Source organism: Thalassotalea profundi, from assembly GCF_014653195.1.
Lineage (GTDB): Bacteria > Pseudomonadota > Gammaproteobacteria > Enterobacterales > Alteromonadaceae > Thalassotalea_B > Thalassotalea_B profundi.
Window position 1 is genome coordinate 49,942 of the sequence record NZ_BNAH01000010.1, and the last position, 15,618, is coordinate 65,559.

A 15,618-nucleotide genomic window follows, 5' to 3' on the forward strand; every position below is an offset into this window, starting at 1 on the left:
ACTAAAATAAACACCCCAAGCTATCTTATTATCTTGGGGTGTTTCTTTTTAATGTACTAAAACCACTGATCTTTAATTTTTCCATAATGAAAAAATCCCCATTGTCCCACTCGTCTTAAGGGAGCAAAAGGAAACGTTGGCAACGGTTTATTATATAAAGGTAAATCAGGTAGTGTTTTTTCTGCAACTTTTTCTGCTAAGCGCTTTCCTGCTTGCGCCGAGAAAGAAACCCCACTACCGCAATAGCCCATCGAATAAAAAACATTTTTTTGTTCGTTTTGATAAATATGCGGTAAATCATCTAGCGCCATACAAATCCAACCTGACCACGCATAGGCAATATTGAGTGATTGTAAAGCAGGGAAACTAGTTTTCAAAATCGATAATAAGCGATTAGCATAATAGGGATCTTCAGCCGATTTACCCGTAATGGCACCTCGCCCACCAAATAAGATACGATTGTCTGGTAGTTTACGATAGTAATATTTTAGTTCTCGTGTATCCATAACCACGTTATTAGTTAAAAAATTGCTCGCGGCAATTTGCTCATCTGATAACGGTTCCGTAACAATAATTTGAGAGAGTACAGGTAACGTTTTATTGGTAATTAATGGATGAAAACCTTTCGGTGTATAACCATTGGTGGCAATAACGACTTTATCTGCTGTAACAGTGCCATTAGGTGTCACCAAACGGTGTTGACTATCTTTTTTGTTATCTGAATGTAACCAATGTTCGACCGGTGAACCTGTATGTATCTTTACACCAGCATTTCTGGCAAATTTTTGATAGCCCCATGCTAACTTTAAGGGATTTAACCCAAAACCATCTTGATATCGAATAGCACCATAAGCATTTTGATCCGCCATATATTGCTGATGCAACTCTTCTCGTGACAAAATTTGCACATCATAATTAAACATCTTTTGCTGGAGTTTGGCTAATGCGATTAAATCATCTAGCTTATTAGCTTTATGAGCTATTTTTATATAACCCATAGATTGTTTGTCGCAATCTATACCTTCATCAATTAACTGATTTACCGTAGCAACACCAGAAGCCATTTCGTTATAGATACCACGCATAACTTCTTCGCCCCATTGTTGCTGCATAGTTACAAACGATTTTCTACCCGAAGACTTTAAAATAAAGCCGGCATTACGTCCGCTACATCCCCATGCGGTTTGATTAGCTTCAAGTATATGCGCTTTGATCCCATGTTCTCGAGCTAAATGTAATGCACATGAAAGTCCTGTATAACCGGCACCAACTATAGCAACGTCAACATGTATATCTTGAGCAATAGCACCATCATCTTTTGGTGCATTACCAGCTGTTTTGGCCCAGTAACTATTTGGATAAGGTTCGAAGCAACCTGGTGATTTATGATGAAGGGGGTCGTACATGTTTTTACCAAAATAACAAAAGTTTATCTTAACCTACAATATCTTAGAAAAGCTTGATAAGCTATTAACCTTAATAAATTAATTCGAAATAATGTACCTATAATTTATGCTGAAAACGGAACGAAATGCTCAAGCCAACATGCTTTACCGTGAAATGTCGCCAGAGGATTTTCATGGGATCATTAAACTTGCAACAAAAGTACACGGCGAAGGTTATATGGATGAAGTGGTGTTACGCCAATGGTATAAAAAAGGTGTATATCATAATATTAATGCAAGCTTTGTCGCTTATTGTGACAATTTGCTCGTAGGCTTTCGAATAACCTATGCACAGCAACAATGGATGATAGATCAATGGTGTACTCCTGAATCTTGGTCAGTTTCACCTGAACACGTTTGTTATTTCAAATGTAATACTGTCGATGAAAACTATAGGGGGTTCGGTGTTGGTTCGCAGTTATTATCACTCGCAATTGAAGCGGCTAAGAAACAAGGCTCATTAGCGGGGGTAAGTCATTTATGGCGCCAAAGTCCCGGCAATAGCGCAGTAAAATATTTTAGTAAATGTGGTGGCCAACTCATTAAAAATCATCCTGAACGGTGGAATGAACTGAGTCAAGAAGGCTATGTATGCCCTGTCTGCGATAATGACTGCCACTGTGTTGCCGCGGAGATGATTATAAATTTTTAATACGCTATAGAAAGTGATGTGTCGCAGACTTTTGATGTACAGGTTTCTAGAGTCTGCAACCTTATAGTCTATCCAAAGAGCTTTTTAATAAATGAAGGCGTTTTTTCTGTCGTTTTTCTATCGATTAATGCAGAAAAACTATCCAGACTTGGATACGTGATATTTAAATTTGCATGACTAAAGTCACCACAAGCAGGATCGAAACGGTATTCCTTGCTCCATGCTTCTATATTTTCAGTAACTTGATTGATCGCATCAACAACAAACGCCACTTCTTTATCAGTCATAGTCGGATGAAAAGATGCTCTTACCCATCCTGGTTTCCCTGCAAAATCACCTAAATCTATTTGCTGAGTGATTTTAGAGGAGGTATCTTGATCAACATTTAATAAAATATGTCCATATGTACCTGCACAAGAACAGCCACCTCGAGTTTGTATACCAAACTTATCATTCAATAACCGAACGACAAGGTTATAATGAACATCTTTAACATAGAAAGAAACAATAGCTAAACGGTCACGAATACTTGGTTCCAACATGACAACACGTTCATTTTCACTTAACTTATCCATGACGTAATTCGTAATTTCTTGTTCACGTAAAGCAATATTATCGACCCCCATAGCATCTTTAACTTTAATCGCCAGTGCCGTTCTTATACATTGTATAAATCCTGGTGTACCACCATCTTCTCGCATTTCAATATTGTTAAAAAAGCTATGCTTTCCCCAAGGATTAGTCCATGTTACCGTGCCGCCACCAGGGTGATCTGGAACTCTATTTTTATAGAGAGCCTTATTAAACAATAAAACGCCAGAACTCCCAGGGCCCCCTAAAAATTTGTGGGGTGAAAAATAAATAGCATCTAACGCTTGTTTAGCATTTGTAGGGTGCATATCAATATCTACGTAAGGTGCAGAACAAGCAAAATCAACGAAGCATAAGCCACCATGGTCATGCATAATCTCAGCTAGCTGGTGGTATGGTGTCTTTATCCCCGTGACATTTGAACATGCGGTAAAAGAGCCTATTTTAACTTTACGCTCTGCATATTTTTCTAAAAGGTGCGCTAAGTGATCTAATGAGGGTAAACCTTTATCATCAGGATCAACAATCTCTAGGGTCACATCACATTCATACCATGAGGTTTGATTTGAATGGTGCTCCATATGAGTAATAAAGACAACTGGTTTATCTTCATCAGAAAAGTGAACCTGTGATTGCATTCGCTCAGGAATGCGCAAGCCAAGTAAACGTTGAAATTTATTAATTACCCCTGTCATACCGGCATCTGCCGTTATTAAAATATCGTTATCGCAGGCATTAACATGTTTTTTTATGATTTTTTGTGCGTCATGATACGCATGTGTCATCGCACAACCCGTTAAACTTGTCTCAGTATGAGTATTGGCAACATAAGGCCCTAAGACCTTTACAATATAATCTTCAACTGGCTGATAAAGTCGACCACTTGCCGTCCAGTCTGCATAAACGATTCTGTGCTCAACGCCATTAATAAGATGTGTTAATTCTTGACCAATAATATGACGACGAAATTGTGAAAAATAATTCTCTAAAGACATAATAAATGCTAAAAAACGACTAAAGTATATTTAAATTCTAACAAAAGGCTTTTTTTAAGCAATTAATAACCAATATTTAAAAATTAAAAGCAATATAATTCTAATTTGAAGAAAAATATGAAATTTACATATTGATTCGTTGTGTTAAATACAGTTTTTTTGAAAAACCATTTCAAGTCAAAACCAACCAAAAAAATTTTGTTTGGAAAAACTAAGATTGGACCGTATTTCTTCCCTTTTCCTTGGAGTAATACAATAAATTATCTACTCGCTGAAACAACTCATCTAATGTATCACCTAACTTATATTGTGAAACACCAAAACTACAGGATACAGAAATATCATCACTCATTTTATTTTCATTAATAAGTGCTTTAAGTTTCTCACAAGCAATATGAGCTTTCTCACGACAAAGTTCAGGAAATATAATAACAAACTCATCTCCCCCCCACCGAGCAAGAAGATCTACATCTCTGATATTTGCGGAAACCAATTCACTTAGATGACATAAAATACGATCTCCTACTTTATGTCCATAGCTGTCGTTGATTTCTTTAAAATGATCAATATCAAAAATAACTAATGACAACGCATGATGATAACGATTGGCACGCAGGACTTCTTGCTCTAATTCATTTTCAAATTTATTTCGGTTAGCCACTTTCGTTAATGAATCAATATTGGAGATAGATTTTATTTCAATAAGCTTTTTTTCAAGTAATTTATTTTTCTTTTCAAGCTGTTCGGCTTTCTTTCTAACTATTTTTTCAAGGGTGAGATTCCCCTCTTTCAGCAACTGGTTTTGATGACTGTATTCAAGTTCGATAGATTTTTGTTTATCAATATTATGATGAGCACCTATCATTCGTGCAACACTACCATCTTGGTTAAACTCAATAGCTTTTCCGCGATCAACTATCCATAAGTAAGAACCATCAGACTTCCTACAGCGGTATTGAATTTCGTAGTGATCCAACTTTCCATAAAGGTAAGACTCAAAATGTTTCATCACTCTTGAGTAATCATCGGGATGAATGATATTTTCCCAAGTAAAGACGTCATTTTTACTATAATCTATTTCGTATTCAAGCATACGAAACCAACCCGGACTTCGTGTTACTTGACCTGTATTGCTATTCCAATCCCACACCCCCTCAACGATTAACGCTAATATTGAGTTTAAAGTGTTGTCGGATTGTTCAACTGTTTGATGTTTATAGATGTTTTCCATAACCTAAACGATTATCCTTAGTAAGTATGATTCTCAGCCTTTACTTAGGCTCATATTGTAAATATCAATCTGTAATAAAAGAAAGACCCTCTTTAAAAGTAGCATAAATTTTAACCATTGAAAGTTTTTACGGTGTGATCTGTTAAAATAGCATTAACCAAAGATTAATCTATGACAGACACCAGTTAATTGACTTAATACCATGTTGTTCAAGCCAGTTATTGGCTTTAGAAAAATGCTGACAACCAAAAAAACCACGATACGCAGACAATGGAGATGGATGTGGACCACTTAACACATAATGTTTGTGGCTATCTATATGCTTACCTTTCTTTTGTGCATGACTTCCCCATAACATAAAAACACAACCTTTATTATTAACATTAATAGCATCAATAATTGCATCAGTAAATGTTTCCCATCCTAGTTTAGCATGGGAATTCGCTTGCCCTTGCTTTACCGTTAGCACAGTATTTAATAATAATACGCCTTGCTTAGCCCAAGCGGTTAAGTTGCCATGTTCAGGCGTTTTAAAGTTATTAATATCTTGGGTTAACTCTTTATAAATATTAACTAACGATGGTGGTGTTTTTGTGGGTGATTGAACTGAAAATGCAAGTCCATGAGCTTGTGGCTGTCCTTCCTGACCAACACCATGGTAAGGGTCTTGTCCTAAAATTACAACTTTTACATTGGGTAAATCACAATATTGAAAAGCAGAAAAAACGTGTTCTTCTTCTGGAAAAATCACTTGAGCATTTGCTCTTTGTTGTTTGATATCTGTTTCTAATTTTTTAAAATACGCTTTATTTTGTTCTTGTTCTATGACAGATTGCCAACTCGGAGGAATTTTCATTTTAAACCTTAAATAGCGTTTGTAATTATACTAAGCAAAAAAGAGCAGCTTAAAGCCGCTCTTTATATTACGCTCAAAAAATGTAATTAATTCCCAGCGATTAGGTAAGCTCTCATATCAGCAAAATTTACTGCCATATCTTCAGATAGAATAGACTCACTAGCACAGTCAGCTAATTCTTTGGGTAAGCCAATTGGCTGACCTAAGGTACTTTCAACCACATCTTTAAATTTAGCTGGATGTGCTGTTCCTAAGAACACTCCAAATTCATCATCATTAGCATTATATTGCAATGCTTTATACGCTACAGCTGCGTGTGGTTCGCTGATATAACCTAATTTTGCTAGAGAAATAACCGTCATTTGTGTTTGTTCTTCATCAATTGATACTGAGCTAACACAGCCTTCTTCAACGATGCCTGATTTAAGCATATGTTCAACTCGAGGCCAATTGTTAGGATTACTCACATCCATTGCATTAGACATAGTAGCCACAGTTTCATTTGGCGACCATTCACCGGTTTTTAAGTAGCGCGGAACCGTATCATTAGCATTAGTTGCCGCAATAAAGCGTTTAATCGGTAACCCCATGGCTTTTGCAAATAAACCAGCAGTTAAATTACCAAAATTGCCACTTGGTACTGAAAAAACAATATTTTCTAACGCTTTACTGCCTTTTTGACGATACAGCTGTGCTACGGCTTCAAAGTAATAACAAATTTGGGCTAATAAGCGACTAATATTAATTGAATTAGCCGAGTTTAAACCGATAGTTGCTTTTAGTTCATTATCATCAAAAGCTTGCTTAACTAACGATTGACAATCATCAAAGCTACCATCTATCGCAAGGGTTTCAATATTACCACCTAAGGTGGTAAACATTTTTTCTTGTAGTAAGCTAATTTTTCCTTTCGGATACAAAATAACCACACGAATATTAGCAATACCATGAAAAGCATGAGCAACTGCAGCCCCGGTATCACCTGATGTCGCAGTTAAAATTGTGATTTTTTTATCTTTGCTAAACGCTTGTAAACATTTAGCCATAAAACGCGCACCAAAGTCTTTAAAAGCAAGTGTTGGTCCATGAAATAACTCTAAAATGGCACGATTTTCACTAATAGGCTGGACCTGAGCTGGAAAATTAAACGCTTCAGTAACAATCTCTAATAGCTCTTTTTTCGTTAAATCATCACTAACATAGGGATATAGTACTTTAACACTACGTTCAACCGAAGGCATTGCTAATAACTCTTCGATATTATCCAAAGTAGGAACATTTTCAGGAAAAAATAACCCTTGATTACGCCCCAACCCCTGCTTAACAGCACCTGCAAAACTTACTACTTCATCATTTTCTTTTAAATTATAAAATTTCACTCTAAAATCCTATCAAACTTATTCAATATAATGCTATGTGTCAGTATTTAATACACAGGCACCTTGACTATCTACCTTACAAACATGAACAAAACCGTAGTTATTACCATCAGCCTCTGTTTGTAAATAATTATTTGTTAACCATTGTTCAAATTCTTTAGCTTTATCTTCATCATCAACAACACAAAACAACGTTGGCCCTGACCCTGAAATTCCAACAGCTAAACTTCCCTGCGATAATAGATATTGCTTTGCTTCTGCAAATTTTGGTAATAAATGCTGACGGTAAGGTTCTGCCACCACATCAGTTAATACCGAGAAAGCTTGCACTTTATCATTACGATGACACGCATCAACAAAAGTCGCTAAGTTCTGTCCAAAATGAATTAAGTCTGCTCGGCTATATTCTGGAGGTAACACTTCGCGTGCAGCTTTAGTTGAAACTGAGATACCAGGATAAGCCATTACATAAAAGCAATCATCAAATTGTGGCAAGTTACGACTAATTATATCGGCATCAGGTACCATTAATTGCATACCGCCTAAATAGCAAGGCGCAACATTATCATAATGTAAACTACCACTAATTTGCGCTTCCATTTCGCCCATCATTAACAGCATCTTTTTTCGATCAAATCCTGTTTGATTATATTGCTGATAAAACTGATTCAAGGCTTCAAGTGCCGCGACAACTGAACAAGCACTAGACCCTAAACCGCTACCAACAGGCATTTTTTTATCCAAAGTTAGCGCAAGTTTTTCAGTTTTATAACCAGCTTCAGCCATTGCTTTATTAAACAACAAGAGGCAATGCCAAACTATATTATCTTTTACATCCCCAGGTAGTTTTTTCGCAAACTCACCCACAACCGTTAAACTGTCTTCATCTGCTAGAACAATAGAGACTACATCGCCCAATAATGTACCATCAATAGGCTTCACACCAAGCCCTAGCACATCGAAACCAACGCTAACATTACCGATAGAAGCCGGAGCAAAAACAGATACACCGTCTAGTTTTGACATTAATTGTGACATTAGTGCTGTTGCTCCCATGCTAATGTTCTTAATAAATCACCAAATACACCTGCGGCAGTTACCTCTGCACCGGCACCATACCCCCTTAACACAAAAGGCAATGGTTGATAGTAGCGACTATGAATAGCAAGAGCATTCTCTCCATCTTTAATACTATAAAGTGGGTGTTCAACACCAACAGCTTCAATAGACACTCGACATTTACCTTCGATGATATTACCAATGTAACGTAATACTTTACCTTGTGATTTAGCCTCTTCAACCCGTTGTGAAAATTCTTTATCTAGCAAAGTCAAATTAGCCATAAAAGTTGGAATATCACCACTATCATCAAACCCCTTAGTTAATACTGGTTCAATTTCAATATCTGATAACTCTAACTTCATGCCCGCTTCACGCGCCATAATTAATAATTTACGCGCAACATCCAAACCACTTAAATCATCTCTAGGGTCAGGCTCAGTAAAGCCATTTTCTTTTGCTATTGTTGTTGCCTGCGATAAGCTCATGCCTTCGTCAAGCTTACCAAATATATAAGAAAGCGAACCTGATAAAACACCTTCAAATTGTACCAATTCATCACCCGCTTTAATTAAACTTTGCAAAGTATCAATTACAGGTAAACCAGCACCAACCGTTGTTTCATATAAGAAACGTCGATTAGTGGATTGTGCCGCCTTTCTCAATGCTTGATAATACTCCCAAGAATCGGTGTTAGCCTTTTTATTAGGTGTTACGACATGAAAGCCTTCTTGTAAAAAGTCAACATAGCTCATTGCTAACGTTTCATTGGAAGTAGAATCAACAAGAACAGGGTTTATTAAATGATGATCTCTAACAAATTTTTTAATATTTTCTGCATTAACAGCAACAGCTTCTTTCCCCATAAGACCTTGCCAGTTATCTAGGTCAATACCCTCAGAATCAAAAACCATCCCTTTACTATTTGCTAAACCATACACTTTAAGTGAAATATTCTGCTCTTTTAACTTTGGTTGCTGACGAGCAATTTGGGCGATAAGTTCGCTACCAACGACCCCACAACCGACTAAGAAGACATCGATAGTAGGTTTGTGAGAGAAGAAGTTTTGATGACTCACTTTCATCGCATCAGTACACTTTCTTTTCTCGATAACAACAGAAATGCTTCGCTCTGATGAGTCTTGCGCAATAGCAACAACATTAACACGTGCTTGTGCTAATGAACTAAAAAATTTAGCAGCAACCCCTTGCTGATGATGCATCCCATCGCCAACTAGAGAAACAATTGAAAGTTCATGTTTCAAACCAATAGGTTCAAGCAAACCATTTAATAACTCTAACTCAAATTCTTGTTTTAAACAGTTTTCCGCAATTTCGGCATCTGAAGAATGAATACAAAAACTAATACAGTATTCACTTGATGATTGACTGATTAAGACGAGTGAAATGTTTTCACGGCTCATAGTAGCAAATACTCGACTTGCCATACCAACCATGCCTTTCATACCAGGACCTGAAACATTAACCATAGTTAAGTCATCTAAATTAGAAATTGCTTTTACTTGTTTCTTTTGGTCATTTTCATTTGCAATTAAGGTTCCCTTAGCTTCAGGATTTCCGGTATTTTTAATCAGACAAGGAATATGATATTGCGCTATAGGACCAATAGTTTTTGGGTGTAAAACACTAGCACCAAAATAAGAAAGCTCCATTGCTTCTTGATATGATAAATAATCAAGTAATGTTGCATCTTTTATAAAGCGAGGATCAGCATTATAAACACCATCAACATCAGTCCAAATTTCACAACACTCTGCTTGTGCACATACCGCTAAAACAGCAGCCGAGTAATCAGAGCCATTACGTCCCAGTGTTGTCACATTACCTTTTTGATTAGTGCCTATAAAACCAGGCATTAATGAAACTTGATTTAATTGATTGTACTCTTTACCAAACACCTCTTTACACAACACAAGATCAGCTAAAGCATTAAGAGATACATTATTAGTGTATAGAAACTTTTCTGGCTCAATCAAAGATACATTTATTTTATAGGTTTTGAGAACGGAATCTAAAATAGCCACACTCAAACGTTCGCCGATACTAATAATAATTGCGCGTATATGATCTGGGCAATACGAAAGCATTGTTGCCCCTTTTAAATACCGACCAAGACTATGCTCCCAATTAGTGAGTACTTGCTCTGCATGTTGTGGACAAAATGCAGGAAGAGTTGCACTTAAGTCGTCAATAATAGTGGTAATAGCGCGATTAAAATGAATTAAATCATTAGCTAACTTATCTTCGTCTGAAATATTTTCAGCCATAGCAACTAAATGATTAGTAACTCCTTGTGGAGCTGATACAACAATAGCCACTGGCGACTCTTGACTTTTATCTTTGATGATCTCGGCAACCTGTATAAATCTATTTGCAGTTGCTAATGATGATCCACCAAATTTTAATACACGCATTTTTTACATCCCCTAAAAACAAAAAAAGTCCGTAACCTTTATGGTCACAGACTTCGATAAAATACTTTTTTTTATACGTCAGCCAATAACCACCAGTCGTTTGAGAATGGTAGTGGTGATAATAATGGTAATGCGGCTGATAAATAATTTCATGCCAATAAAATGCCCGAATTGATATTTACTGTCAACCTTTATCTATGAATAAAAGGTTATAATTTATGAATAAAATAAAGGTTAAGGTGAATATATGCTACTTTTATACAAATTCATCAAGTTCGTTTATTGCGAAAACTTTATTTCGACCTGCATTTTTAGCTTTATATAAAGCAATATCGGTATTTGAAATTAAGTCCTCATAGCGAGTATCAGCAGGGTTTATCACAGCGACGCCAACACTAACTGAGGCATGGATAATTTCATCCTGAAACTCTACGATCATTTCAGCAATAGATCTACGCACCCGTTCAGCAACATCTAGCGCTCCGGTCAAATCAGTTTCCGGTAAGATAATAGCAAACTCTTCTCCGCCATAGCGTCCGAATATATCGCATGCTCTTAAAAGTGTTTGAACTAAGCTAGCAACTTTTATTAATACTTTGTCTCCGCCTTGATGGCCAAAGGTATCATTAAGAAGTTTAAAACAATCCAAGTCGAACATAATCAATGCCAAACCATGATCATAACGTCGTGCTCTTGAAAATTCTTTTGCTAAACATTCTTCCCAATGTTTTCGATTAAAGATTTGGGTTAAGCCATCAATTCTATTAGAAAGGGCAAGCTGCTCTAATACTGTATTTAACTTTGTTTGGTAGTGATATACATCTGTAACATCTTCAATTAAAAGACAAATATTAGTTATTTTACTATCATCTAACACGGGTAAGAACGTACAATTTTGTGCCATATAAACGCTGTCAGTCGTTATAGGCCGGGTATGAGGTAACTCAAATAAATGATGCCGCTGTTCCCATGAACAAAAAGACTGTGTATTAAGTTCGATGACACTGGACAGCTTTCTTTCAAACCATCGACGAGGTAATTCAGGAAACACATCAAAGACACTTTTATCAATTACATTTTCAGTACTTTTGTTAGAGTGAACCTGCAAAAAGCGATTCCACATAACAATGTTGTAATCAAGATCAAGTATCAATACACCAGTATTTATTCTATCAACTATATTAGCGCAGTAACTTTCAAGAGACATTAAAAAGACGCCAAAATACGGTCAAGCACATCAGTGATATTAACTATTGCAGACTCTGGAATAAGTAAAACCATATCGCAATTAAAAGAATAATCAGTCACTTGATAGGTAATCTTCACTTTAAGTGCAAGATCCCAGTTATACGATTGTTGTTCTATATGTTCTGAAATAGCCCCCTTATGAGAAGCTAATAATCGTGGCGCACTATATGACATTTGGTTTTCTATTTGGCTAGCAAAAACATTTAAAAATGTTGTTGTCAAAATAGAACTCAAATCAATAATTTGCTCTTCAACCGAAAGCTCATCAGGCTCGTAACCTAATAAATCAGCCAATTTATCGGAATCCTTTGGTTGATATATCAGTAATGCTTCGCCTCGAATACCTTCATAACCAAAAAATCCCTGACTAACAACAGCTACTGTAGTATCTGATGGATTTAATGTACCAATTAAGCTTTGTGAACTTACTTGCTCAATACTAGGGACTTTTAAATAAACAAAAGTGTCTAAATAACGCGCTAATTGATCACTCGCCTGCCCCATCGCTACATTGATAAGTTCTTGTAAACAATCTTGCTGATCTTCTGTTAAATTGAAGTTACTCATAAAAATCCGTGTTGCTGAAGTTGTTCTATTAAGACTTCTTTTTTAACAGGCTTTTTAAGAAATGCTTTGGCACCTAAAGATAATACTTTACTTTGCATTTCAGGCTGTATATCAGCAGAAATTACAAATACGGCAATATTAGTATTATTCTCTTTAATTCCTTGTAATACCCCTAAACCATCTAATATCGGCATGGTCAGATCAAGAAATAATATGTCAAAATTTTGGCTTGTTAACAATTCTAGTGCTTCTTGCCCATTAGTAGCCAATTGAACGTCGGCGGATAATATATCAGGTAAACTTCTTAAAACTTGCTTACGGGCTAAGTTAGAGTCATCACAAATAAGGATTGACGAGCTCATGAAATTGGGGATCCTAAGGTTATTATTTTTATCCCCCTAATTTACCTTAAATATTCTCCTGTGTTAATCCACAACAGTTAAATATTGCTAGTTTTTTGCTCTGATTGTACAGATAAAGCACCACAACTATAAAAACAATATATATATAAGTAACTTACAAATATTTTACATTTTTAATAATTATAATGAATTAAAGTTATTTCATATAACAAAACGTTAAGCTGCTGATAAAATGTACAATTTAAAATGTACTTAATATAAACTTAACAAAGTGTCTAAAATAACCAATGATAAAACACACGAAATTAAATATAAGCTGGTCATTTTCCAGCGATAAGCATTTTTTTTCATCACTATTTCCAATTTTAGAGACTAAAGTGATGTAAAAACAAACAAATTTTATGCCAAATTTGAAATAGTAGAAGAAATATTTATAAAGACCAGAGTAATTTCTGTTGATGTTTTTTAAGCCATTTTTTAGCTAATATATAATCAGGCGAGTATTGCTCAACTAATTGCCAAAACTCTCGGCTATGATTTAAATGCTGTAAATGACACAATTCATGCACAATAACATAATCAACAACCCACTTAGGCGCCATCATTAGTAAATAGTTAAACTGCACATTTCCTAAACTGTTACAACTCCCCCAACGGGCTTTGTATTGTCTGATAGTAATAGTATTAGGGGTTAAAAGCATGACTTGTGAATATTGATGACAGCGAGGAATTAGATAATGCTCTGCTTGAGACTTTAACCACACTTCTAATTTTTTCTTTATTAACTTTTCAGGGATGTTTGCATTAACACCATGATCATTACTTGATTGATTAAGAACTTTTTGCATGGTTTTAATAACAATATTAATGCAACTTCCGTCAAAGTTGACGGTATTTTTAAGACCATAGGTGACATTAAGAGGACACAGTTTGCCGTCAAACCAAATTTGTCCGCCCGTACATAGACGATTTTGATCTATTTTTTGACGAAGCTGCTGAGTCAATTTGTCTTGAATCCAAGCAGATTTATTGATTAATAGATTATCAATATAACTTTCTTTAATTCGCAAAGGTGCCCGCACAACAACTTTACCCGCCACAATTTGCACAGAAATTGAACGTCTCTTACTTCTGATTAACTGATATTGCACTAATGAAAATGAAGTATTTATGGGTTAAGCAGCATCACTCTCTTTATTAGTCTTTTCCAATTCTGTCACTTTTGTCACTTTAGCTTTTGGTTTAGGTGCCGGTTTAGGCTTTTTGGCTTGTAAAGCAATTAAAACATTTTCTCTATTTTGTGCAAGGTAAATACTTAATTCTTCTTGCAAGGCCTCAGATAACTCCACTGGCGCTTGTTGAAACATTTCAGCTAAGTTATCAGCCATATCTAACATTTTGTCATATTCATCAGCGGCTTTCTTATCCATAAATGTTTCTACCTCTACACCTTTTCTTATGACGACAAATCTACTTTCTACTGCCATTGTTTTCCCTTAATTCACTATCAGTACAAAAAAATAACTTTAAACTGTATACATAAACAGTAATATACGCTCATCATCTATTAATGCAAGCAGAAATGCATCAATCTATTTGATTTGATTTCTTAATATTATCCTAATCAATTTATCGATAAATACAGACATATTCAAATAAGTTGCGTAAACTGATGAGACTCAATTTATTTCGCCGAGCTTGACAAGCTTCCCCTTCATTCTAGGTATGCTTGTTTAGCCGCGTTTAAATAAATCAAGTGATTTACTTAAACGCCAGGGTCAAAATGGAAACGCTTTGACCTCCCGACATTTGGAAAGGTGATATGTTAACAGATACTTATGGACGCAAGTTTAGTTACTTACGTCTTTCAATAACCGATGTGTGTAACTTTAGTTGCAACTACTGCTTGCCTGATGGCTACCAGTGTGGCTCTGATAGAGACTTTCTGTCAGTTACGGAAATATCTAGAATTGTTGCAACATTTGCAGAGTTAGGCACAAAGAAAATTAGAATTACCGGTGGTGAACCCTCATTAAGGAAAGATCTTCCTCAGATCATTGCTATCGCCAAACAAACCCCAGGAATAGAAACCGTCGCCATAACCACCAATGGTTATAAACTATTAGAACATATTGATTCATGGCTTAGCGCGGGCTTAAACTCGCTAAATATTAGTATCGACAGCCTAGATCCTCGATTATTCAACACTATTACAGGCCACAATAAGTTACCGCACATTTTAAAAGGTATCGATAAAGCATTTGAATTAGGCTGCACTAATATTAAAGTCAACAGTGTTCTAATGAAGTCATTTAATCATCAGCATATGAACTATTTTTATGACTGGTTAAAAGAGACTCCCGTTACCGTTCGTTTTATTGAGCTAATGCAAACAGGCGATAATACAAGCTTCTTTAATGAGCAACATGTCTCAGGTACACAGATTAAAGATGATCTCATCGCACAAGGCTGGCAACAGAAAATTAGATCACAAACAGCAGGGCCAGCAGAAGAATTTTATCACCCTGATTATGCGGGTAATATAGGCTTGATCATGCCTTACAGTAAAGATTTTTGTAAAACATGTAACCGTTTGCGGATCAGTGCGTTAGGGAAATTACATTTATGTTTATTTTCAGACTCTGGCATTTCTGTGCGTGAATTATTACAGTCTCCAGACAATACAATGTTAAAAAATGAAATAGCACAATTACTTACTAATAAAAAATCTACTCATTTTTTACACGATAAACTTGTTGGTGCTACTGAAAACCTAGCAATGCTTGGCGGATAATTGG

Annotated in this window: 14 protein-coding genes and 1 riboswitch; of the genes, 2 read left to right on the top strand and 12 right to left on the bottom strand. The window is 35.8% G+C overall.

Going from position 1 to position 15,618, the window contains the following annotated elements; genetic code table 11:
- Positions 1–56: 56 nt before the first annotated feature.
- Positions 57–1,406, bottom strand: coding sequence for an NAD(P)/FAD-dependent oxidoreductase (locus tag IE155_RS12600; protein ID WP_189378600.1), 1,350 nt, complete (start codon positions 1,404–1,406; stop codon positions 57–59).
- 106 nt (positions 1,407–1,512) lie between these two features.
- On the opposite strand from IE155_RS12600, the gene IE155_RS12605 reads away from it, so the two are divergent.
- Entirely contained in the window at positions 1,513–2,097 is a 585-nt protein-coding gene (locus IE155_RS12605) for a GNAT family N-acetyltransferase (protein WP_189378601.1), read from the top strand.
- Between the two features lie 68 nt (positions 2,098–2,165).
- Here IE155_RS12605 and IE155_RS12610 read toward each other — a convergent pair whose 3' ends face one another.
- The 11 genes from IE155_RS12610 to IE155_RS12660 form a co-directional block, all read right to left on the bottom strand.
- Positions 2,166–3,683 carry an aminotransferase class V-fold PLP-dependent enzyme gene (locus IE155_RS12610; protein ID WP_189378602.1) on the bottom strand — a complete coding sequence of 506 codons (1,518 nt, stop codon included), beginning with the start codon at positions 3,681–3,683 and terminating at the stop codon, positions 2,166–2,168.
- Between the two features lie 211 nt (positions 3,684–3,894).
- A complete protein-coding gene (locus tag IE155_RS12615) occupies positions 3,895–4,914 on the bottom strand; it encodes a sensor domain-containing diguanylate cyclase (RefSeq protein ID WP_189378603.1) in 1,020 nt (339 codons plus the stop codon).
- 169 nt (positions 4,915–5,083) lie between these two features.
- A complete protein-coding gene (ung, locus tag IE155_RS12620) occupies positions 5,084–5,770 on the bottom strand; it encodes a uracil-DNA glycosylase (protein WP_189378604.1) in 687 nt (228 codons plus the stop codon).
- 86 nt (positions 5,771–5,856) lie between these two features.
- Positions 5,857–7,149, bottom strand: coding sequence for a threonine synthase (gene thrC / locus IE155_RS12625; protein WP_189378605.1), 1,293 nt, complete (start codon positions 7,147–7,149; stop codon positions 5,857–5,859).
- Positions 7,150–7,182: 33 nt separating this feature from the next.
- Positions 7,183–8,187 (bottom strand): homoserine kinase, encoded by a 1,005-nt coding sequence (gene thrB, locus IE155_RS12630; protein ID WP_229817281.1) that lies wholly within the window; start codon positions 8,185–8,187, stop codon positions 7,183–7,185.
- Entirely contained in the window at positions 8,187–10,643 is a 2,457-nt protein-coding gene (thrA, locus tag IE155_RS12635) for a bifunctional aspartate kinase/homoserine dehydrogenase I (protein WP_189378606.1), read from the bottom strand. Before thrA ends, thrB begins: the two co-directional genes overlap by 1 nt.
- 256 nt (positions 10,644–10,899) lie before the next feature.
- On the bottom strand, positions 10,900–11,850 hold the full coding sequence (locus IE155_RS12640; RefSeq protein WP_189378607.1) for a sensor domain-containing diguanylate cyclase: 951 nt from the start codon (positions 11,848–11,850) through the stop codon (positions 10,900–10,902).
- Entirely contained in the window at positions 11,850–12,458 is a 609-nt protein-coding gene (locus tag IE155_RS12645; protein ID WP_189378608.1) for a chemotaxis protein, read from the bottom strand. Before IE155_RS12645 ends, IE155_RS12640 begins: the two co-directional genes overlap by 1 nt.
- Entirely contained in the window at positions 12,455–12,820 is a 366-nt protein-coding gene (locus tag IE155_RS12650; protein ID WP_189378609.1) for a response regulator, read from the bottom strand. Before IE155_RS12650 ends, IE155_RS12645 begins: the two co-directional genes overlap by 4 nt.
- A gap of 431 nt (positions 12,821–13,251) precedes the next feature.
- On the bottom strand, positions 13,252–13,971 hold the full coding sequence (locus IE155_RS12655) for a M48 family metallopeptidase (protein ID WP_308433831.1): 720 nt from the start codon (positions 13,969–13,971) through the stop codon (positions 13,252–13,254).
- A gap of 24 nt (positions 13,972–13,995) precedes the next feature.
- On the bottom strand, positions 13,996–14,307 hold the full coding sequence (locus IE155_RS12660) for a YebG family protein (RefSeq protein WP_189378611.1): 312 nt from the start codon (positions 14,305–14,307) through the stop codon (positions 13,996–13,998).
- A gap of 191 nt (positions 14,308–14,498) precedes the next feature.
- A riboswitch (molybdenum cofactor riboswitch) is annotated at positions 14,499–14,656 on the top strand.
- Between IE155_RS12660 and moaA the strand changes: the two genes are divergently transcribed.
- Positions 14,643–15,614 (top strand): GTP 3',8-cyclase MoaA, encoded by a 972-nt coding sequence (gene moaA / locus IE155_RS12665; protein WP_189378612.1) that lies wholly within the window; start codon positions 14,643–14,645, stop codon positions 15,612–15,614. Its footprint overlaps the riboswitch before it by 14 nt.
- Positions 15,615–15,618: the final 4 nt, after the last annotated feature.